Origin of the sequence: Flexivirga oryzae, assembly GCF_014190805.1 — a bacterium.
GTDB lineage: Bacteria > Actinomycetota > Actinomycetes > Actinomycetales > Dermatophilaceae > Flexivirga > Flexivirga oryzae.
Map to the genome: position 1 here is coordinate 178876 of NZ_JACHVQ010000003.1, position 18843 is coordinate 197718.

An 18843-nucleotide genomic window follows, 5' to 3' on the forward strand; every position below is an offset into this window, starting at 1 on the left:
TCCATGTCGATCACCCTGCGGTATGCCGCTCGCACCGATCTCGGTCTCGGCAGCAAGACCCGCAACGAGGACTCGGCATACGCCGGCCCCGACCTGCTCGTGCTCGCCGACGGCATGGGCGGGCACGCGGCGGGTGACATGGCCAGCTCGACCGTCGTCAGCGAACTGATCGGCCTGGACGGTGAGTCCTACGGCTCCGACGAGGCGCTGCGCCGCCTCGCCTCCGCGGTCCACGACGCCAACGCGCGACTGCGCACGGAGATGGACTCCGACCCGGAACTCGAAGGTATGGGCACCACGCTCATCGCGTTCCTGCGCAGCGGAAACATGCTGGCACTGGCCAACATCGGGGACTCGCGGGCCTACCTGGTCCGGGACGGTGTCTTCAGCCAGATCACCAAGGACCACAGTTTCGTGCAGACGCTGCTGGACGACGGGCGCATCACCGCCGAGGAGGCCGAGCACCACCCGCAGCGCTCCCTCGTCACCCGCGTCCTGACCGGCAGGGAGGACGACGAGCCGGACCTGTCGCTGCGCGAGGCGAAGCCGGGTGACCGCCTCCTGCTGTGCTGCGACGGCCTGTCCGACTACGTCGCGCACTCCACCATCGAGGAGATCGTCACCGGCGACGGCACCCCGGCCGAGATCGCCGACGCGCTGATCGCGATCGCGCTCAAGGCGGCCACCCGCGACAACGTCACGGTCATCGTCGCCGACGTCGTCGACGGCAACGACCACTCGTCGTCCACCACGACGCCCCAGATCGTCGGCGCCGCGGCCGCGCACGAGGGCGCCGGCTCCGACGCCGAGTCCGCGCCCCGCACCCCCGCGGAGAAGGCCGCCGCCCTGAGCCGCGAGGCCAACGCGCCGACCGACGACGGCGGCACCGACGACGAGGACGGTCGCCCCGTGCTCGCCGAGGAGGGCCCGCGCCGCTTCACGGGGCTGCGCCGCAGCCTGCTCGCGCTGCTGGTCGTCGCAATCCTCGCCGCCATCGGCTTCTTCGGGTATGCCGCAACCCAGCGGCAGTACTACATCGCCGAACACGACGGCAAAGTGACCATCTACCAAGGCATCTCGCAGAACCTCGGACCGATCCGGCTGCACTCGGTCAACACCGTGAGCGACATCTGGGTGGACGACCTGCCCAGCTTCGACCGGAGCAAGGTCTCCTCGCTCAGCATGACGGCCGGCAGCCGGGAGGCGGCGATTGGCATCGTCGAGAACCTCCGCGCCGACATGGTGACCTGTCAGGCGCAGGTCGCGGACGGAAGTAGTTGCTGAACGTGAGCGTCCGAGCCGCTGCACCGAAGACCCGCCGCAACACCGAACTGGCGTTGCTGGTGGTCGCCGTCGCGATCGTGCTCGTTGCCTACGCCAACGTCGGCTTCGCGGTCAACGACTCGCTGCCGGTCGACTTCTACACTCTCGGCGGCGGTTTCGCGGTCGTCGCGTTCGTCCTGCACCTCGTGCTGCGCTGGAAGGCGTCCTACGCCGACCCGGTGCTGCTGCCGATCGTCACGCTGCTCAACGGCCTCGGCCTGGTGATGATCCACCGCATCGACCTGGCACCCGGCTCGCCGAACGCCGCACCGAAGCAGCTGATGTGGACGGCCGTCGCGGCAACCGCGGCGGTCGCACTGATCTTCTTCGTGCCCGATCACCGGCGGCTGCGGCGCTACACGTTCATCTTCGGGCTGGCCGGTTTCATCCTGCTGCTGACCCCGCTCCTGCCCGGGATCGGCCGCAACATCAACGGTTCTCGCGTGTGGATCGGCCTGGGCGGGTTCTCCTTCCAGCCCAGTGAGATCGCCAAGATCCTGATCACCATCTTCTTCGCCAGCTACCTCGTGCAGACCCGTGACGCACTGTCCCTCGTCGGCCGCCGCGTGCTCGGTCTGCCGCTGCCCCGCGCCCGTGACATGGGCCCGATCCTGATCGCCTGGATCGCCTCACTCGGGGTGCTGGTCTTCGAGTCCGACCTCGGCACGTCGTTGCTGTTCTTCGGCCTGTTCGTCGGCATGCTCTACGTCGCCACGGAGCGTCGCTCCTGGATCATCATCGGCCTCGGTCTCTTCCTCGTCGGCACCTACGTCGCCTACCTGCTGTTCGCCCACTTCCAGGAGCGGGTGTCGCTGTGGCTCGACCCGTTCCAGACGGGCCTGTCCGATCAGATCGCCAAGGGTCTGATGGGTATGGCGGCAGGCGGTCTCTTCGGCACCGGGCTCGGGCAGGGACACCCCGAACTGACCTACTTCGCCAACAGCGACTTCATCATCCCCTCGTTCGGCGAGGAGCTCGGGCTGGTCGGCCTGTGCGCCATCCTGGTGCTCTACGGGCTCATCGTGGAACGCGGGCTGCGCGCCGCCATCGCCTCCCGGGACGGGTTCGGCAAACTGCTCGCGACCGGTCTGGCGTTCTCGATCGCCCTGCAGGTCTTCGTCGTCGTCGGCGGCGTCACCCGGGTGATCCCCCTGACCGGCCTGACCACACCGTTCCTATCCGCGGGCGGTTCGTCGCTGCTGGCCAACTGGGTGATCGTCGCGCTGCTGCTGCGGATCAGCGACCACGCCCGGCGCCCCACCACCGACGAACGCGCCGAGCAGCTGAACGACGACGACACGCAAGTGGTGAAGACGCGATGAGGGACCTCGACAAGCTCGGCCAGCTCAACGCGACGGTTGAGCCCGTCGAAACCACCCCACGTGACCTCGACAAGCTCGGCCAACTCGACAAGCTCGGCCAGCGCAGGGTGGTGGTCGCCCGGTGAATGCTCCCATCCGCCGCCTCGGCCTGGTCGTCGCCGGGATGTTCTGCGCGTTGCTGATCGCGACGACGCTGATCCAGTTCGTGCAGGCGCGCGACCTGGACAACCGCGCCGGCAACCGGCGCACGCTGCTGACGTCATACAGCAAGGAGCGCGGCTCCATCCTGGTCGGCGGCGACGCGGTCGCGGTGTCCAAGAAGACCGACGACCAGTTCAAGTGGCTGCGGACCTACCCGAAGGGCCCGTTGTATGCCGACGTGACCGGCTACTTCTCCTTCACCTACGGCAGCTCCGGTGTGGAGCGCAGCTACAACGACTTCCTCAACGGCAGCTCCGACAAACTCTTCTACCGGCGGCTCACCGACATCATCACCGGCCAGTCCGCGCAGGGTGCGAGCGTGCAGCTGACGATCAACGCCAAGGCGCAGGAGGCGGCGTCCAAGGCCCTGGGCAACCAGCGCGGCGCCGTCGTCGCCCTCGACCCGAAGACCGGCGCCATCCTGGCCATGGTGACCAGCCCGACCTACGACCCCAACCTGCTGTCCAGCCACGACCTGGACAAAGTGCAGTCGTCCTTCACCAAGCTGTCCGACGACTCCGCCCAGCCGCTGCTGAACCGCGCCATCAACGGCAACCTCTACCCGCCGGGGTCGACGTTCAAGCTGGTCGACACCGCCGCGGCGCTCGAGTCGGGCAAGTACACCGAGGATTCGGTGCTGCCCGGCCCGGCGAAGCTGCGGCTGCCCGGCACCGACTCCTACCTGCCGAACGACTGGGCGGGCAACTGCGGCGCGAACGACAAGGTCACCCTGAAGCGGGCCCTCACGATCAGCTGCAACACCGCCTACGCCTCGCTCGGCATGAGCCTGGGCCAGGACGCGGTGCGGAGTATGGCGACCAAGTTCGGCTTCGGGCAATCGCTGACGATCCCGATGTCGGTCACACCCAGCGTCTTCCCGAACAGCCTGAACAAGCCGCAGCTCGCACAGTCCGCGATCGGCCAGTACGACGTGCGCGCCACCCCGCTGCAGATGGCGATGGTCAGCTCGGCGATCGCGAACGGCGGAAACGAGATGACGCCGTACCTGGTGCAATCGGTGCGGGACAAGAACCTCGACGTGATCGAGACGACCGACGCCAAGACCTTCTCCAACCCCATCTCGAAGGACACCGCCGACTCGCTGACCGACATGATGGAGTCCGTGGTGAGCGAGGGCACGGGAACCAACGCGGCCATCCCGGGCATCAAGGTGGCAGGGAAGACGGGCACCGCCGAGCACGGCGAGGGAAGGAATGCCGACGTGTGGTTCACCGGGTTCGCACCCGCTGACAACCCCAAGGTGGCGGTCGCCGTCCTCGTCGAGAACGGCGGAACGGTCGGACAGGAAGCAAGTGGCGGTCTGGTGGCAGCACCGATCGCCAGGCAGGTGATGGAAGCGGTGATTGGCAAATGAGTCGACCTGGGGACCTGATGGGGGGTCGCTACCGTCTGACCGACCGGATCGCAGCCGGGGGCATGGGCGAGGTCTGGCAGGCGCGCGACGAGATCCTCGGCCGTGCTGTCGCGGTCAAGCTGCTCAAGGAGGGGCTGACCGACGAGGAGGGTTTCACCGAGCGCTTCCGCAACGAGGCGCGCCTGTCCGCGGCGCTCGCGCACGGCAACATCGCGCAGGTCTACGACTACGGCGAAGAGGGCAACCTCGCCTACCTGGTGATGGAATTCGTGCCGGGCAAACCGTTGTCCAAGATCCTGCACGAGCGCGGCCCGATCTCCGCCGCCGACACTGCCAACCTGATGGGCCAGGCCGCGGCGGCACTGCACGCGGCACACCGCGCCGGGCTGATCCACCGCGACGTCAAACCGGCCAACATGCTGGTCACCTCCGACGGTGTGGTGAAGCTGACCGACTTCGGCATCGCGCGGGCCGTCGGGTCGGCGGCGATGACCAAGACCGGCGAGGTGATGGGCACCGCCCAGTACCTCGCGCCCGAAGCCGCCATGGGCCGGGAGACCACCGCCCTGACCGACGTCTACTCGCTGGCCGTCGTGACCTACGAGATGCTGGGCGGCAGAAGGCCGTTCAACTCCGACAGCGCCGTCGCGCTGGCGCTGGCACACGTCAACGAGGAGCCGCCGCCGTTGCCGACCGAGGTGCCCGCGCCGCTGCGCGCCGTCGTGCACGCCGGACTGCGCAAGGACCCCGCCGAACGCCCCGACTCCGCGCAGGAGTTCGGCCGCGCATTGCGACAGGCGGTCAGCGACAGCGAGCAGATGGGCCTGAACATCTGGACCCCCGCACCCCGCCCGGTCGCCGGCGGGCCGGCCGGACCGTCGGGGCCGAACTCCTGGCCGTCCGGTCCGCAGTCGGGGCCCCCGTCCGGCCCGCAGTCCGGTCCCCACTCCGGCGGGCAACCGCAGCAGTCCGGCGGTCAGCCGCAGACCTCGGGCGGACGGCCCCAGAACTCCGGCAGCAACAAGCTGTCGCGGGCACAGCGCAAGGCGCGGACTTCGGGGCCGCAACCGGCCACCTCAGGTGCCCAGCCGGCCGCGGGGACACATCGGTCGCTGCGGGCCGGCTGGATCGCGGTCATCGGTGCCGTGGTCGCCGTCGCGGTGATCGCGATCGTCGTGGTCGTCATACTCTCCCACGGGGGCGGCAGCCCGCAGGTGCCGACCGCGCCGAACACCGGCCCGTTCAACAACGGGATCGTCACCTATGCACCGGAGGGCTCTTCGTGACCGAGGACGTGCCGCGGATCCTCGGCGACCGCTACGAGGTCGGCGAGCTGATCGGCCGCGGCGGGATGGCCGAGGTGCACCTCGGGCACGACATCCGCCTCGGCCGGACCGTCGCGATCAAGATGCTGCGCGCCGAACTCGCGCGGGACAGCACCTTCCTGACCCGCTTCCGCCGGGAGGCGCACTCCGCCGCCGGGCTGTCGCACCACTCGATCGTCGCCGTCTACGACTCGGGCGAGGACACCTTCACCGAGACCGGCGGCGCCACCGTCGACATCCCCTACATCGTCATGGAGTATGTCGACGGGCAGACCCTGCGCGAGATCCTCAACGAGGAGGGCAGGCTCTCCCCGGACGAGGCGGCCCGCGTCACCATGGGCATCCTGTCGGCGCTGGAGTATTCGCACGACAAGGGCATCGTCCACCGCGACATCAAGCCGGCCAACGTGATGCTGACCAAGGGCGGCAGCGTCAAGGTGATGGACTTCGGCATCGCGCGGGCGCTGGCCGACACCGGCGCGACGATGACCTCGGCGCAGGCCGTGGTCGGCACGGCGCGTTACCTGTCACCGGAGCAGGCGCAGGGGGAGACCGTCGACGCCCGCTCCGACCTCTACTCCGCCGGCTGCGTGCTCTACGAGCTGCTGACCGGCCGCACGCCGTTCGTGGGTGAGCCGGTGTCGCTGGTCTACCAGCACATCACCGACGCACCGAAGCCGCCGTCGACCTACGAGCCCTCGGTGCCCCGTCCGATGGACGCGGTGACTTTGCACTCGCTGGCCAAGGCGCGCGACGACCGCTACCAGAACGCCGCGGCGTTCCGCGCCGACCTGCAGGCCGCGCGGACCGGCGCACCGCTCAGCGCCGGTGCCAGCGCCGTGCTGAGCGCCGGTGCCGCGGGAGCCTCGGTGATGCACCACGAGCCGCAGGCGCCCGTCCCGCCGCCCCGGCGCCGCGACAACACCCGGGAGATCCACGAGACCGAGCCGCAGCGGAAACTGACCGGCCTGTGGGTCGCGGCGGGCGTCGTCGCGCTGCTGGCCATCCTCGGCATCGGCTACCTCGTGATGAACGGCCGCGGCGACAGCGGCACCCCGACAGAGGTCGTCCCCAACGTCGTGAACCGGTCCGAGGCCGCGGCGAGGAGCATCCTGCGCCAGCACGGATTCGACGACGTCAAGGTCAACCCGGTGTTCAGCAACGAGGTCGCCAAGGGGTATGTCGTGGGCACCGACCCGCGCAACGGTGTCTCGGTCGACCCGGCCAACCAGATCCTGATCAACGTCAGCAAGGGTCCCGGGCTGGTGCAGGTGCCGGACGTGACCGGCCAGAGCGTCGCGGCCGCACGGAAGACGCTCGCCAAGGAGGGCTTCAACAAGGTCGAGGTCGCCAGCAAACAGGTGTCGGACACCGAGTACGACAAGGGCGAGGTCGTGAGCGCCCAGCCGCCGATGGGATCGTCCGCCGACCCCAGCCAGACCATCACCCTCACCGTGAGCGACGGCAAGGAACACGTCCCCGACGGGCTGCTCGGCAAGGAGGCCGGCGAGGCGCAGCTGGCGATCCTGCAGGCACACCTGAAGGTCGGTCAGACCAAGTTCATCCCGGTGTCCGACCCGGGCCAGGCCGGGAAGGTGCAGAAGGTCTCGCCGGCCGAGGGGAAGCTGGTCGACAAGGACTCGACGGTGACGCTGACCGTGGGCACGTACTCGGCCACGTCGACGGCCACCGCCACGATCACCATCTCGCCGACGAGTCCGTCGAGCTCACCTAGCAGCACCTCGTCGAGCTCGCCCAGCGGCACCTCGTCGTCGTCCCCGAGCAATCCGCCGTCACCGTCGAAGCCGAGCACCAGCATGCACGGCGGCGACGGCAACGACGGCGACTGAGCCACGGCGTCCTTCCGGTCCGCACACAGTGCGGTATGGCGCACTGTGTGCGGACCGGAAGGGCGACACACCTCGCGGCGCGTCCCGCGGTCAGCTCTGGTGGACCAGCGGCGCCAGTCCGGCCGACCGCTGCACCGCGCCGGTGAGCCCGCACAGCTCCAGCCAGTTGGCGAACATCCGGTGACCGCCCTCGGTCACCACCGACTCGGGGTGGAACTGCACCCCGTGCAGCGGCAGCGTGCGGTGCTGCACCGCCATGATGACGCCGCTGTCGGTGCGGGCGGTGACCTCCAGCTCGTCGGGCACCGTGTCGGAGGTGATCGCGAGCGAGTGGTAGCGGGTGGCGGTGAACGGCATCGGAACGCCCGCGAGGACACCGGACCCGGTGTGCACGATCCGCGACGTCTTGCCGTGCAGCAACTCCGGCGCCCGGTCGACCGTGGCGCCATACACGACCCCGAGCGCCTGGTGGCCCAGGCAGACGCCGAACATCGGCTGCTCCCGCTGCGCGCACGCCGCGATCATCGCGGTGGAGACACCGGCCTCCTCGGGGGTGCCGGGGCCGGGTGAAACCAGGACCCCGTCGTACGGCGCACCCTCCTGCGGCGTGACCGCGTCGTTGCGCACCACGGTCGTCTCGGCACCCAGCTGCTGCAGGTAGCCGACGATCGTGAAGACGAAACTGTCGTAGTTGTCGATCACCAGAATCTTCGTCACTTCTGCGCTGCTTCCTTGACTTTCGCGTATTTCAGGTCCAACGCGCCCTGGTATGCCGGGAACGTCTCCTTGCTGGACGTGCTCACGTCGTAGCCGAGCCCGGCGAGCGACACGTAGGCCTTGTAGTTCTGCACCGAGGGGTCGTCGTCGAGCGCCTTCTTCAGCTTCGCCGGATCACCCATGGCCTTGATCACGAACGGTGGCGAGTAGACGCGGCCCTGCAGTAGCAGGGTGTTGCCCACACAACGCACCGCCGAGGTCGAGATCACCCGCTGGTCCATCAGCATCATGGCGCTCGCGCCGCCCGCCCAGAGTGCGTTGACCACTGCTTGGACGTCCTGCTGGTGCACGACCAGCCAGTCGAGGTTGGCGCCGTCGGGCAGCGTCGACGGGTCGCGGCTGGAGTCGTTCAGCGACACGGTGACGACCTGCCCGGTGACCTCGCTGAGGCCGGCCGTGTCGGCATACCCGTCGGAGGTCCGGATCGTCTTCTTCAGCTTCGTCGAGCCGGGCGCGTCCTGCTTGCCGAGTTGGGCCACCTGGGTCTGCAGGGATGCGACGGTCGCGGCCTGCTTGGCGACCCGGTGGTTGCCGTCCTGCACCACCTGCACCAGGTCCCGGGTGCCGGGCCGCAGGTCGGAACCCTGCGAGGTGGCGGCGCTGACACCGAACAGCAGACCGGCGGCGACGCCGATCACCGGCACGGCATACGCCCATCTGTTCCGTGGTCGCCACATGCCGCACCCCTTTCGTGGTCGCCGGACACCGGTGTCACAGCGCCGGTGACTTAGTCTTGTCCGAGATTCTTTCATTCCGCTGTAGGAGCGACGTACGTGAGCGAGCGAGACAAGCCAGCCGACCAGGCCGACACCGACGAGGCCGAGCTGATCGCCGAGCAGGAGTCCCGCGCCGCGACCGGCGACAAGGCGGAGGTCGCGACCGAGGCCATCGACGACCTCGAGGCGAAGAAGGCGGCCAACCGGGCGGCCCTCCGGGACGCCGAGAAGGAGGCGGCCCGCGAGGCCAAGCGGGCCGAGCGGGAGGCCGCCCGCGAGGCGAAACGGACGGCGCGCAAGACCGCCGACGTCGAGCGCGAGGAGAAGCGTGCCGCCCAGGCGATCGACGCACCGAGCCCCGGCTGGTGGGTGCCGACGCTGTGCACCTTCATGGTCGTCGGGCTGTTCTGGCTGGTCGTCTACTACCTGTCCGCCGAGAAGTATCCGATCCCCGGCATCGGCTTGGGCAACATGGCGATCGGGTTCGTCCTGATCCTCGTCGGCTTCGGTATGACGACCCGTTGGCGCTGAACCCGCTCCCGCCTCACCCCGTCCGCCGCTGACGCCGCGCGGCGGCGGCGATCGAGCACGCGGCGAGCATCGCGACCACGACTGCGTACCCCACGCTGGTGGCCCGCAACCCGACCCGGGTCGTCAGCAGACCGGCCACCACGGCCGGCAGGGAGAACGCCAGATAGGCCACGACGTACAACGCGGCGATCAGTTCGCCGCGGCGCGCCGGGTCCGCCGCCACCACCAGGGTCCGGAACGCCCCGAGGAAGGCCGCGCCGAAGCCCGCACCGGCAACCACGCTGCCGACGAGCAGCAACACCACGTGCGCGGTGGTGATCGCCGTGACGGCGATCACCAGTCCCGCGACGAGGAGCGCGCACCCGGTCAGCATCGCCCGGTGCGAGGTCCAGCCGCGCACCAGAACCCCGGCGAGCGCGCCGGCCGCGCACAACGCGAACGCGGTCGCGCCGCCGAGCAGGTGGTTGGTCGAATGGCCCAGTTGCCTGATCAGTGAGGGCCCGAGGGACAGGAAGAGACCGCCGAGCGCCCAGCAGGCGACGATGCAGGGCAGTGCCACCCAGAACATCGCTCGCGTTTCCGGGGCGACACCGATCCGGGGGTGCAGGTCGACCGGGCGGCGTTCGGCGACCGATTCGGGCACCCGCAGCATCGCCACCGCGAGTAGCACGAACCCGGCCAGCATCAGCGCATAGACCAGGCGCAGCGGGTGCGGGGCGTACTGCACCAGCGCACCGGCCACCAGCGACCCGAACGCCAGGCCGAGCATCGGCGTCACGGCGTTCAGCAACGGCCCCAACCCGGGCCGGTTCGCGGGCTGATGGTCGATCAGCGCCGCCGCGACCGCCGCCGTCACCAGGCCGGTCGCCACCCCTTGGCCGATCCGCGCGACGAAGAGCCAGCCGAGTCCGTCGGCGACCAGGAACGCCACCATGCTCAGCGATTGCAACGCCAGCGCGGCCAGGATGACCGGGCGGCGGCCGACCGCGTCCGAGAGCGACCCGGTGACCAGCAAGGTAGCCAGCAACGCGACCGCGTAGACCGCGAAGATCACGGTCAACGTCGCCGGCGTGAAACCCCACCGGGCGGCATACATCCCGTACAGCGGGGTCGGCGCGCCGGCCGCGAAGAGGAACAGGCCCAGCACCGCGGTCACCACCCACAGTCCGAAACGCGAGCCGACCCGCTCCGGGCGGAGGTCCGTTGCCGTGGCCATCGCTATTTCGCCGTCCCGATGCGGTCGGTGGTCGTTCCCCGGCCGCCGTCCGCGACCTGCTGGGCGAAATGGTCGGCCAGCCGGTCGGACCCGGCCGCCGGCGCCACCATGTCGTGGGTCAGTACGGCGGTCAGGAACTGCGCCGGCCCGTGGACATGCTCGGGGGTGCACCGGGCGAGCACCCGGACCGCGGCGACGACCGGACCACGCGGCAGATGGCGGATCCGCGGCGAGGTGCCGTGCGCGGCGAACGCCGCGCGCGCGATCCCCTCGTAGGTGAGGACATCGGGCCCACCGACCGGGACGTCCGTCGCACTCGACCCGGCGGCCGCGAGGCACGCGGTCGCGACGTCGCGACCCGAGATCGGGTTGATCCGATGTTGCCCGTCACCGATCAGGGACACGGCACCTCGGCCGGCCATCGCGAGGAACTCGCCCATGTCGGAGAAGTAGCCGGTGGGGCGGACCACCACTGCGGAGATCGGCGAGGCCGTCAGTGCGTCGACGAACTTCTCCTTCGCCGCGACCAGCCGCACCCGGTGCCGCAGCTCCCGCCCGTGCAGCACCGAGACGTACACGAACCGGGTCACGACCGCCTTCTCGGCCGCCCGCAGCAGCGCGAGGTTGCCGCGGTAGTCGACGTCCAGGTACTTCACGCCGTCGCGCTGGCGGGTGATGCCGAGCGCGGAGAAGACGACGTCGACGTCGTCGGCCACCCCGGACAGGGTCGCCGGTTCGGTGACCTGTCCGACGAAGACGTCCACTGTGTCGGGGAACGATTGCGCCTGCTCCGCCCGGCGCACGAGAACGCGCACCCGGCACCCCGCAGCCAGCAGGGCCTGCACCAGGTACCCGCCGAGATAGCCGGTCGCGCCGGCCACCAGAACGCGCCGACCGTCGATGGGCGGCGCGCTGTCCGAACGTCGATCTGAAGCCATGCCGATGTCTCCTTACTGTCCGTCTCCGGGCTCGTCCGAGTTCTTGGACCAGACAGTACACGATTTATGGACCAGCCGGTCTACAAATTCGGTAGGCTCCACCCATGGCCCGACCAGCGCGACCCGTCGACCCCGCCAGTGAGCGTTCCCTCCTCCTCGCCGCGGCAACTGCGTTCGCGCGGGACGGCTACCGGGCAGCGTCGATGAACGACGTGCTGCAGACGGCCGGCTGGGCGAAGAGTTCGCTCTACCACTACTTCGACGGCAAACGGGGACTGCACGACCGCGTGGTCCTCGCGCTGCGGGAAGAGCTCGGGTCCGGGCTCGCGGTCCCCGAGCTCGACACGCTCACCGCAACGGACTTCTGGCCCGCGATGGCGCGCCTGGTGGACTCGCTCGCCGACACCGCCGACCGGCATCCCGAGGTGCGCCACCTCGGGCTGATGTATCACCGCGATGACACGGCCGAAGCCGACGGGGCGCTACAGGCGCTGCGTGACGACGTGGCCGGCTGGCTCAATGCCGCACTGCGCCGCGGACTCGACCTCGGCCTCGTCCGGCAGGACATCCCCGCCGACCTCGCCGTCGAACTGACCGTCACCGTGCTGGGCGTGCTGGATCGATGGGCGATGGAACGCGCGGCGGAGGCACCGGGCGGTCAGCAGGCCGGCAGGCTCTCCCTGCGCCTCGTCCAGGACCTCATCGGCGCGCAGGGACACCAGACGTGACACCGCACGGTGGTCGTCCACAGGGTTATCCACAGGCCGTGGAAAACTACACCGATGTAACTCCGATCGGAGCGAGTTCTGGGCGATCGCGGCATGATTCGTGCCGTTCCGGGCCTGCCGCCGCAATACCTGTCGCGTTGTCCACAGTCTTATCCACAAGCGGTGGAAAACCACATGTGTGTAACTTCGATCGGGTGATCGACCGGGTCGTGCGCGGTCAGCGCTGGACGCCGGCGAGCGACAGGAACTCCTGCCGCGAGCGGGGGTCGCTGCGCAGGTCGCCGAGCAGCGTGGACGTGACCGTGCCGGACCCGGTCGCCTGGACGCCGCGCAGCGTCATACAGGAGTGCTCGGCCTCCATGACGACACCGACCGCCCGGGGTGCCAGCTGCTCGTCCAGCAGGTCCGCGACCTGCTTGGTGAGCCGCTCCTGCGTCTGCGGGCGGCAGGCGAAGTGCTCGACGATCCGGGCCAGCTTGGACAGGCCGACGATGCGTTCACCCGGCAGGTAGGCGACGCAGGCGCGCCCGGTGAACGGCAGCAGGTGGTGCTCGCAGACCGACCGGAACGGGATGTCCCGCGCGAGCACGAGCTCGTCATACCCCTCGTCGTTGGGGAAGGTCGTCAGCTGGAACGGGCGTGGCGTGAGCATCTCCGCCCAGGCTCCTGCCATCCGGCGCGGCGTCGCGCGCAGGTGCTCGGAGTCCAGCTCGACGCCCAGGGCACGCAGGAACTGCGCGGCCGCCGCCTCCGCGGCGACCAGATCCATCGGGCGCTCACCCGACCAGGACAGCTGCTCGGGCTCGGGCGCCAGCACGACGGACATGGCCACACCTCTTCTATCGACAACGTCACCGGTTTTAGAAGTACCCGCGACGACCGATATTTGTCAAGATTTATTGGTGATAGATTCGAGGGGATGAACGACGCAGGCGAGAGCGACCCGCTCGCCGGGCTGTCCACGCTGGCCGACCCGGTGCGCAGGAGGCTTTACGAATACGTCCTGCGGCAGGAAGGTGCCGTACGACGCGACGCCGCCGCGGACGCCGTCGGGATCAGCCGCACCCTGGCGGCATACCACCTCGACAAGCTCGCCGACGCCGGGCTGCTGGCGACCACTTACGCGCGGCCGGCCGGGCAGACCGGGCCGGGCGCCGGGCGACCCGCCAAGCTCTACCAGCGGACCCGCGACGAGCTGTCGGTCACCGTCCCGCCGCGCCGGTACGACGTCCTCGCCGGGCTGCTCGCCGAGGCCATCGACGCAGACGACTCCGGCAACGTCCGGGCTGCGCTGCTCACCGCGGCGGCCGACGAGGGGCGTGCGGCCGCCGCCGAGGGGGACGACCTGCTCGACATCCTGCGCCGCCGCGGGTACGACCCCGAGCTGGTCGACGGGACGATCGACCTGCGCAACTGCCCGTTCCACCACCTGGTGGAGCGACACGTCGACCTCGTCTGCGGGCTCAACCACGCGTTGCTGCGCGGGCTGCTCGCCGGGCGCGGGGAGGATCCCGGTCGGGCGCAGTTGGCGCCGCGGCCCGGCCACTGCTGCGTCGTCATACACGACGACGGCGCCGGCGCCGCCCATTGACGGTCACACCGCCCGCTGACGGCGACATTGCGGGGTCAATCGGCGTTCCGGGCGTCAGCCGGTGTTTCGGGCGTCAGCCGCCGAAACGGCGAGTACCGCCCGCGAGTCCGCCGCCGAGCCGGTGGGTGTCGAACCGCCACCGGTCAGGAACTGCGCGCAGCTGCGGCCCTCGGCGGTATTGGCCGACTGCAGCGTCCGCAGTTGCCGGGACAGCGTGCCGGAGGTGGACTTCAGGGCGGCCAGCTCGGACCCGGACCCCGAAGACCCGGACGACCCGGATGGCCGCGTGGACCCGGACGAGCCCGACGAGCCGGACGGGACCGCGGACCCGGTGGTTTGCGCGGAGCTCGACGACGACCCGGTGGTACCCGCCTGTGCGCTGGCCAGCTGCGCCTTGTCGGACGCCAGCGTGGCCTGCGCCGTCACCACCGCCACCTTGAGTGCGGTCGGATCGAGCGCGGCCAGTTCCTGGCCGGCGGTCACCCGCTGACCGACGGTGACGCCGACCGACGCGACCGTGCCGTTGACGGGGAACGCCACGGAAGCCTGTTTCACGCGCTCGACCGTGCCGGTCAGCGCGACCTGCTGGCTCACCGATCCCTTCGTCGCCGTTGCCGTGCGGTAGTTGCCGGCGACGCCGGCGTCCGCCGACTGTGCGACGTAGAAGGCCCCGGCCGCGACCACGGCGACCGCAAGCCCGGCACTGGTCCAGCCGATGACCCTGCGGGGACGGCTCGCATCAGGCATTGTTCGCTCCTGCGTCACCGGACCCGGCACCGCGGCCACCGAAGCCGAAACCGGAGTCGCACGTGCCGTTCACCGACTGCGACACGACGATCTGCCGCGCGGCGAGCTTGCTGCCGGACTCGGTGCCGAGCGCCGTCATGCACTCACCCGGCACCACGCTGCTCCCGGATCCCTTGGTCTCGCGCGTGTAGGTCGTGGACGAGTTCGTCGTCACGGCAACCTTCTTCGTCGACGTCGTTGGCGCAGCTGACGAAGTGCCGGATGCGCTCGCCCGGACGGTGACCGTCAGCGTGAAGCCCGTGGCGGACCGGTTGGAGACCTTCCCTGCGAAGCCGCCGAATCCGCCTCCGCCGGAACGTGACCCGGCCGTCCCGCACGCCGCTGCCTGCTCGATGGTGACGCCGTTCGCGGTCACCTTGCTGGGGATGGTGAACGTCCCGAACGAGCGTGTGCCCGAGGGGCGCACACCCGATGGCCGCCCACTGGGGAACCCGGACGGACGGCCGGACGGCCGAACGCCTCCGGCGCCACCGAATCCGGCCCCCTGCGAGCGGACCGCGACACAGGCGCCGTTCGTCAGTGCGCTCTGCGTGGCCTGTCGCTGTTCGATGATCGAGGTGCTCGAGGTCCAGGTAACCGTCGACGACTGGCCGCTGGTCGAGTTCACCGTCGCGGTGCTCCCCGTGTGCGACGCGATGACCCCGCTCACTCCGGGTTGCCGGAAGCCGTTGCCCCGCGGTCCCGCGGTCGACCCGCTCGCCGGACTGGTCCCCGACGGGGTCGAGACCGATGCCGCCGCACCGCCGCAGCCGGCGAGCAACAGCACGCCCACGACACCCGACAGCGCACCGAAAGTCTTGTTCTTCACCATGTTTCACTCACTTCGCAATGCTTCGATGGGCGCGAGCCGGGCGTCTCGGGACGCTGGGTAGACGCCGGCGACAACGCCGACGACGATCGAGACCACCAGGGCCAGGACGGCCGCCTCGACGGAGATGCTCACCGGTTGCCCCACCAGGTTGGGCAGCACCCGGGTGCCGATCAGCCCGATCACGATCCCCAGGGCGCCGCCGACAAGTCCGAGAATGCTTGCCTCCGACAGGAATTGAGCTCGTATGACGCGAGGCGTCGCACCGAGCGCCTTCCGCAGGCCGATCTCCCGGATCCGCTCGGTCACCGACACCAGCATGATGTTCATGACGCCGATCCCGCCGACCAGCAACGAGATCGCCGCGATCCCACCGAGCAGCACGGTGAGCGTGTGCGCCGTGCTCGTCGCGGTCTGGACCAGCGAGGCCTGACTGGTGACCGTGAAGTCCGCGGCCGAGGACGTGACACCGTGCGCGGTGGTCAGGGCGTTCGTCGCCTCCTGGTAGGCCGCCGACAACGCCGACGAGCTGCGCGCCTGCAGGTAGATGTCGGAAAGACTCGTCGAGCCTGACGAGGCGAGACGCGCGGCATACGTCGTCTCGGGGACGATGGCGGTGTCGTCCTGGTCGGTCGTGGAGGTGGACCCGGCCGACTTGAGCTCGCCGACCACGGTGAAGCTCTGCGCCGCGATCGTCACCGTCTGCCCGACCGGGTACCGGACGCCGAAAAGCTCCTGAGCCGTGGTGGATCCGAGCACGACCACCGCAGCCGCGTTGTCCTGGTCGTCCGCGCTGAGGAAGCGTCCGAGCGCGATCGACCGGGCGCGCACCTGCAGCCAGCTCGGGGTCGTCCCGACCACCGAGGTCGTCCAGTTGGTGTCGCCGACCGCGAGTTCCGCCGAGCCGCTCATGGTCGGGGCCACCGCTTCGATGTCCGGCGCGACCTTCGAGTCGGCCAGGGTCTGTGCGTCCGCGCTCGTCAGGGTCGTCGCCGAACCGCGCCCGGCGCGCACCCCGGAGGTCGAGGTCGAGCTGCCGGGGGAGACCACCAGCAGATTGGTGCCGAGGGCGTTGATCTGACTGGCGACCTGCTGTTGGGCACCCTGCCCGAGGCCGACGGTGAGCACCACCGCGGCGATGCCGATGGTGATGCCGAGCACCGTCAACACCGAGCGCAGTCGCCGGTGCCCGATCGCCTCGTAGGCGGTGCGCAGTGTTTCCGCGGCGCCCATCAGGCCGCCTCGTCGGTGAACAGGTGCCCGTCGCGGATGAACACCTGGCGGGACGCCTGGGCGGCGATGTCCGCCTCGTGGGTGATCAGCAGGACGGTGTGCCCGGCGTCGTGCAGCTCCTGGAACAGGCCCAGCACATCCCGGGTGGCGACCGAGTCCAGGTTGCCCGTCGGTTCGTCCGCGAGGATCAGGTCGGGTTCGGTCACCAGCGCCCGGGCGACACTGACGCGCTGTTGCTGGCCACCCGACAACTGGGTCGGCCGGTGGTCGAGGCGGTCGCCGAGCCCGACCCGCTCCAACGCCGCGACCGCGCGGTCGCGGCGCTCCTGGCGACCGAGCCCGCCATACACCAGCGGCAGCTCGACGTTGCGCAGCGCACTCAGCGAGGGCAGCAGGTTGAACTGCTGGAAGACGAAGCCGATCTTGGTGTTGCGCACCTGAGCGAGGCTGCGCTCGGTCATCTCCGACACGTCCAGGCCGTCCAACTCGTAGCTGCCGGAAGTGGGTACGTCGAGGCAGCCGAGGATGTGCATGAGGGTCGACTTCCCCGACCCGGACGGCCCCATGATCGCGACGAAGTCACCTTCCTCGACCTCCAGGTCCACGCCGCGGAGCGCGTGCACCTCCAGGTCGCCGCTCCGGTAGACCTTGGTGACCTCGCGCAGCGCGAGCACCGGTGGGGTGGGCACGGCTTTCATTGGCCGCCTCCCGGCGCGCCACCCGGGAAGTTGCCGCCCCCGCCGGAGAAGCCTCCGCCGCCACCGAATCCGCCGAGTCCACCGGACGAACCCGACGAACCCGAGCGACTCGATCCGGACTGGGTGCCGAACGGGTTGCGTGACGCGACGACCACCAGCTGACCGGCCGAGACACCGGACAGGATCTGGGTGCGGGTGCCGTAGACCCCGCCCACCGTGACCGTCACCTGCTTGGTGGCCTTGCCGTCCTGCACGGTGACGGTCGGCGTGCCGGAACTCGACGTGCTGATGGCCGCCGTGGGGACGGACAGGACGTTCTTCTGCTGGCTGGTGGTGATCAGCGCGGTCGCGCTGGTGCCGTCATACAGCCCGGTGTGCGAACCGTCGATGACGATCGTCACCGGAAACGTCGCCACGGAGGTGTTGCTCGTGCTGGCGATCATGCCGACGGTCGTCACCGTGCCGGTGTATGACGCGGCCGAACTCGCGCTGCTGCCCGAACCGCCCGACGACGTCGTGCCGGAGTTGCCGGTCGAGCCCGACGATCCGGTCCGGCGCGACGATCCGGTGCCGCCGGAGGCGTTCGCGCCGCCGAAGAACTGCCGGCCGGTGGTGTCCGACGACGTGGAGGACGACACCGAGACGGACGCGACCTGGCCCTTCTTGATCGAGGACAACTCGGCGGCGCTCACGGACGCATCGACCGTCCACTTGGTCGTGTCGACCACCACCACCTGGGCCGACGAACTGCTGGACGACCCGGTCCCCTGGTTGGCACCGCCGGAAGCCGAACTCGCCGCACCACCGCCGCCGGTTCCGGAGCTGCTCGAGGTTCCGCTGACCTGGTCACCGACGGTGAGGTTGACGGCCGCGACGGTGCCGGAGACGGTGCTGCGCAAGGTCGCGTCCGTCACGGCCTGGTTCGCGGCGGTCAGTTTCGCCTCGGCCGCGGTGACCTGCGCCTTCGCGCTGCTGAGTTGCGAGCTGTCGTCGGACGACTCTGCCGACGTGAGCTGCGCCTGCGCGGCCGTCAGGCTCGCCTGGTCGGCGGTGACCTCCGCCTTGAGGGAGGTCGCGTCGATGGTGGCGAGCTTCTCTCCGGCCGTGACCTTTTCGCCGACGGTCGCGGTGACCGCGGTGACGGTGCCGCCGCTACCGAAGTTGAGGTTTGCGACGTGCGTCGGGGTGAAGGTCCCGGAGACACTGACCGTGCGGCTCACGGTGCCCAAGGTGACCGGTTGCGCAACGCTGGTCGCCGCGCCCGCCGACGTCCCTTGCCCGCTATCGGTCCTGCGGGCGTCGATGAACCACCACGTCCCGCCGCCCACCGCGACGACCGCCGCGACCACCAACGCGAGCCACCACTGTTTCTTCCTGCCCACCCGGCCGACTCCTCGCATCCCG

Annotated in this window: 19 protein-coding genes; 9 read left to right on the forward strand and 10 right to left on the reverse strand. The window is 70.0% G+C overall.

Annotated features, from left to right (window positions below):
• Positions 1-3 precede the first annotated feature (3 nt).
• Genes FHU39_RS17825 through pknB form a run of 6 tightly spaced genes read left to right on the forward strand, consistent with a single transcriptional unit; the run spans position 4 to position 7396 of the window.
• The gene (locus tag FHU39_RS17825; protein WP_183322066.1) at positions 4-1284 is read left to right on the forward strand and encodes a PP2C family protein-serine/threonine phosphatase; all 1281 of its coding nucleotides are present in this window, start codon (positions 4-6) and stop codon (positions 1282-1284) included.
• The gene (locus FHU39_RS17830; protein WP_221185699.1) at positions 1281-2645 is read left to right on the forward strand and encodes an FtsW/RodA/SpoVE family cell cycle protein; all 1365 of its coding nucleotides are present in this window, start codon (positions 1281-1283) and stop codon (positions 2643-2645) included. Before FHU39_RS17825 ends, FHU39_RS17830 begins: the two co-directional genes overlap by 4 nt.
• On the forward strand, positions 2642-2770 hold the full coding sequence (locus FHU39_RS24780) for a hypothetical protein (RefSeq protein WP_281379784.1): 129 nt from the start codon (positions 2642-2644) through the stop codon (positions 2768-2770). The genes FHU39_RS17830 and FHU39_RS24780 overlap by 4 nt, the downstream gene beginning before the upstream one ends.
• Positions 2767-4221: a penicillin-binding transpeptidase domain-containing protein gene (locus FHU39_RS17835; RefSeq protein WP_183322068.1), complete on the forward strand. Its 1455-nt coding sequence runs from the start codon at positions 2767-2769 to the stop codon at positions 4219-4221. The genes FHU39_RS24780 and FHU39_RS17835 overlap by 4 nt, the downstream gene beginning before the upstream one ends.
• Positions 4218-5507, forward strand: coding sequence for a protein kinase domain-containing protein (locus FHU39_RS24370; RefSeq protein WP_183322069.1), 1290 nt, complete (start codon positions 4218-4220; stop codon positions 5505-5507). The genes FHU39_RS17835 and FHU39_RS24370 overlap by 4 nt, the downstream gene beginning before the upstream one ends.
• Positions 5504-7396 (forward strand): Stk1 family PASTA domain-containing Ser/Thr kinase, encoded by a 1893-nt coding sequence (gene pknB / locus FHU39_RS17845; protein WP_343065981.1) that lies wholly within the window; start codon positions 5504-5506, stop codon positions 7394-7396. Before FHU39_RS24370 ends, pknB begins: the two co-directional genes overlap by 4 nt.
• Before the next feature lie 90 nt (positions 7397-7486).
• Here pknB and FHU39_RS17850 read toward each other — a convergent pair whose 3' ends face one another.
• Together FHU39_RS17850 and FHU39_RS17855 are read right to left on the reverse strand one after the other, a co-directional pair.
• Complete coding sequence (locus tag FHU39_RS17850; protein ID WP_183322070.1) at positions 7487-8113, reverse strand: aminodeoxychorismate/anthranilate synthase component II; 627 nt, start codon at positions 8111-8113, stop codon at positions 7487-7489.
• Positions 8110-8850, reverse strand: a complete 741-nt coding sequence (locus FHU39_RS17855; RefSeq protein ID WP_183322071.1) for a DUF881 domain-containing protein — start codon at positions 8848-8850, stop codon at positions 8110-8112. The genes FHU39_RS17850 and FHU39_RS17855 overlap by 4 nt, the downstream gene beginning before the upstream one ends.
• Positions 8851-8946: 96 nt before the next feature.
• On the opposite strand from FHU39_RS17855, the gene FHU39_RS17860 reads away from it, so the two are divergent.
• Complete coding sequence (locus tag FHU39_RS17860) at positions 8947-9420, forward strand: cell division protein CrgA (protein WP_343065982.1); 474 nt, start codon at positions 8947-8949, stop codon at positions 9418-9420.
• Positions 9421-9433: 13 nt separating this feature from the next.
• On the opposite strand, the gene FHU39_RS17865 is transcribed toward FHU39_RS17860, so the two are convergent.
• Positions 9434-10636 carry an MFS transporter gene (locus FHU39_RS17865; RefSeq protein ID WP_183322072.1) on the reverse strand — a complete coding sequence of 401 codons (1203 nt, stop codon included), beginning with the start codon at positions 10634-10636 and terminating at the stop codon, positions 9434-9436.
• A gap of 2 nt (positions 10637-10638) precedes the next feature.
• Entirely contained in the window at positions 10639-11574 is a 936-nt protein-coding gene (locus FHU39_RS17870; protein ID WP_183322073.1) for an SDR family oxidoreductase, read from the reverse strand.
• A gap of 104 nt (positions 11575-11678) precedes the next feature.
• On the opposite strand from FHU39_RS17870, the gene FHU39_RS17875 reads away from it, so the two are divergent.
• Positions 11679-12302 (forward strand): TetR/AcrR family transcriptional regulator, encoded by a 624-nt coding sequence (locus FHU39_RS17875; protein WP_183322074.1) that lies wholly within the window; start codon positions 11679-11681, stop codon positions 12300-12302.
• A gap of 217 nt (positions 12303-12519) precedes the next feature.
• Here the strand turns inward: FHU39_RS17875 and folE are convergent, their stop codons facing one another.
• Positions 12520-13128, reverse strand: coding sequence for a GTP cyclohydrolase I FolE (gene folE / locus FHU39_RS17880; RefSeq protein ID WP_183322075.1), 609 nt, complete (start codon positions 13126-13128; stop codon positions 12520-12522).
• 93 nt (positions 13129-13221) lie between these two features.
• Between folE and FHU39_RS17885 the strand changes: the two genes are divergently transcribed.
• Positions 13222-13893, forward strand: a complete 672-nt coding sequence (locus tag FHU39_RS17885) for a helix-turn-helix transcriptional regulator (RefSeq protein ID WP_183322076.1) — start codon at positions 13222-13224, stop codon at positions 13891-13893.
• Between the two features lie 54 nt (positions 13894-13947).
• Here the strand turns inward: FHU39_RS17885 and FHU39_RS17890 are convergent, their stop codons facing one another.
• From FHU39_RS17890 to FHU39_RS17910, 5 genes are read right to left on the reverse strand one after another with little or no spacing between them, the layout of a single operon-like run.
• Positions 13948-14640, reverse strand: a complete 693-nt coding sequence (locus FHU39_RS17890; protein WP_183322077.1) for an efflux RND transporter periplasmic adaptor subunit — start codon at positions 14638-14640, stop codon at positions 13948-13950.
• On the reverse strand, positions 14633-15511 hold the full coding sequence (locus FHU39_RS17895) for a hypothetical protein (RefSeq protein ID WP_183322078.1): 879 nt from the start codon (positions 15509-15511) through the stop codon (positions 14633-14635). Before FHU39_RS17895 ends, FHU39_RS17890 begins: the two co-directional genes overlap by 8 nt.
• A 3-nt stretch (positions 15512-15514) precedes the next feature.
• A complete protein-coding gene (locus tag FHU39_RS17900) occupies positions 15515-16741 on the reverse strand; it encodes an ABC transporter permease (RefSeq protein ID WP_183322079.1) in 1227 nt (408 codons plus the stop codon).
• Positions 16741-17439 carry an ABC transporter ATP-binding protein gene (locus FHU39_RS17905; protein WP_221185664.1) on the reverse strand — a complete coding sequence of 233 codons (699 nt, stop codon included), beginning with the start codon at positions 17437-17439 and terminating at the stop codon, positions 16741-16743. The genes FHU39_RS17900 and FHU39_RS17905 overlap by 1 nt, the downstream gene beginning before the upstream one ends.
• Complete coding sequence (locus FHU39_RS17910; RefSeq protein WP_183322080.1) at positions 17436-18821, reverse strand: efflux RND transporter periplasmic adaptor subunit; 1386 nt, start codon at positions 18819-18821, stop codon at positions 17436-17438. Before FHU39_RS17910 ends, FHU39_RS17905 begins: the two co-directional genes overlap by 4 nt.
• Positions 18822-18843: the final 22 nt, after the last annotated feature.

Bases quoted from the DNA above. Each gene is read 5' to 3' on its own strand.
- FHU39_RS17825 (WP_183322066.1), top strand. From the start codon at position 4: ATGTCGATCACCCTGCGGTATGCCGCTCGCACCGATCTCGGTCTCGGC.
- FHU39_RS24780 (WP_281379784.1), top strand. From the start codon at position 2,642: ATGAGGGACCTCGACAAGCTCGGCCAGCTCAACGCGACGGTTGAGCCC.
- FHU39_RS24370 (WP_183322069.1), top strand. From the start codon at position 4,218: ATGAGTCGACCTGGGGACCTGATGGGGGGTCGCTACCGTCTGACCGAC.
- FHU39_RS17855 (WP_183322071.1), bottom strand. From the start codon at position 8,850: ATGTGGCGACCACGGAACAGATGGGCGTATGCCGTGCCGGTGATCGGC.
- FHU39_RS17865 (WP_183322072.1), bottom strand. From the start codon at position 10,636: ATGGCCACGGCAACGGACCTCCGCCCGGAGCGGGTCGGCTCGCGTTTC.
- FHU39_RS17870 (WP_183322073.1), bottom strand. From the start codon at position 11,574: ATGGCTTCAGATCGACGTTCGGACAGCGCGCCGCCCATCGACGGTCGG.
- FHU39_RS17875 (WP_183322074.1), top strand. From the start codon at position 11,679: ATGGCCCGACCAGCGCGACCCGTCGACCCCGCCAGTGAGCGTTCCCTC.
- folE (WP_183322075.1), bottom strand. From the start codon at position 13,128: ATGTCCGTCGTGCTGGCGCCCGAGCCCGAGCAGCTGTCCTGGTCGGGT.
- FHU39_RS17885 (WP_183322076.1), top strand. From the start codon at position 13,222: ATGAACGACGCAGGCGAGAGCGACCCGCTCGCCGGGCTGTCCACGCTG.
- FHU39_RS17890 (WP_183322077.1), bottom strand. From the start codon at position 14,640: ATGCCTGATGCGAGCCGTCCCCGCAGGGTCATCGGCTGGACCAGTGCC.
- FHU39_RS17895 (WP_183322078.1), bottom strand. From the start codon at position 15,511: ATGGTGAAGAACAAGACTTTCGGTGCGCTGTCGGGTGTCGTGGGCGTG.
- FHU39_RS17900 (WP_183322079.1), bottom strand. From the start codon at position 16,741: ATGGGCGCCGCGGAAACACTGCGCACCGCCTACGAGGCGATCGGGCAC.
- FHU39_RS17905 (WP_221185664.1), bottom strand. From the start codon at position 17,439: ATGAAAGCCGTGCCCACCCCACCGGTGCTCGCGCTGCGCGAGGTCACC.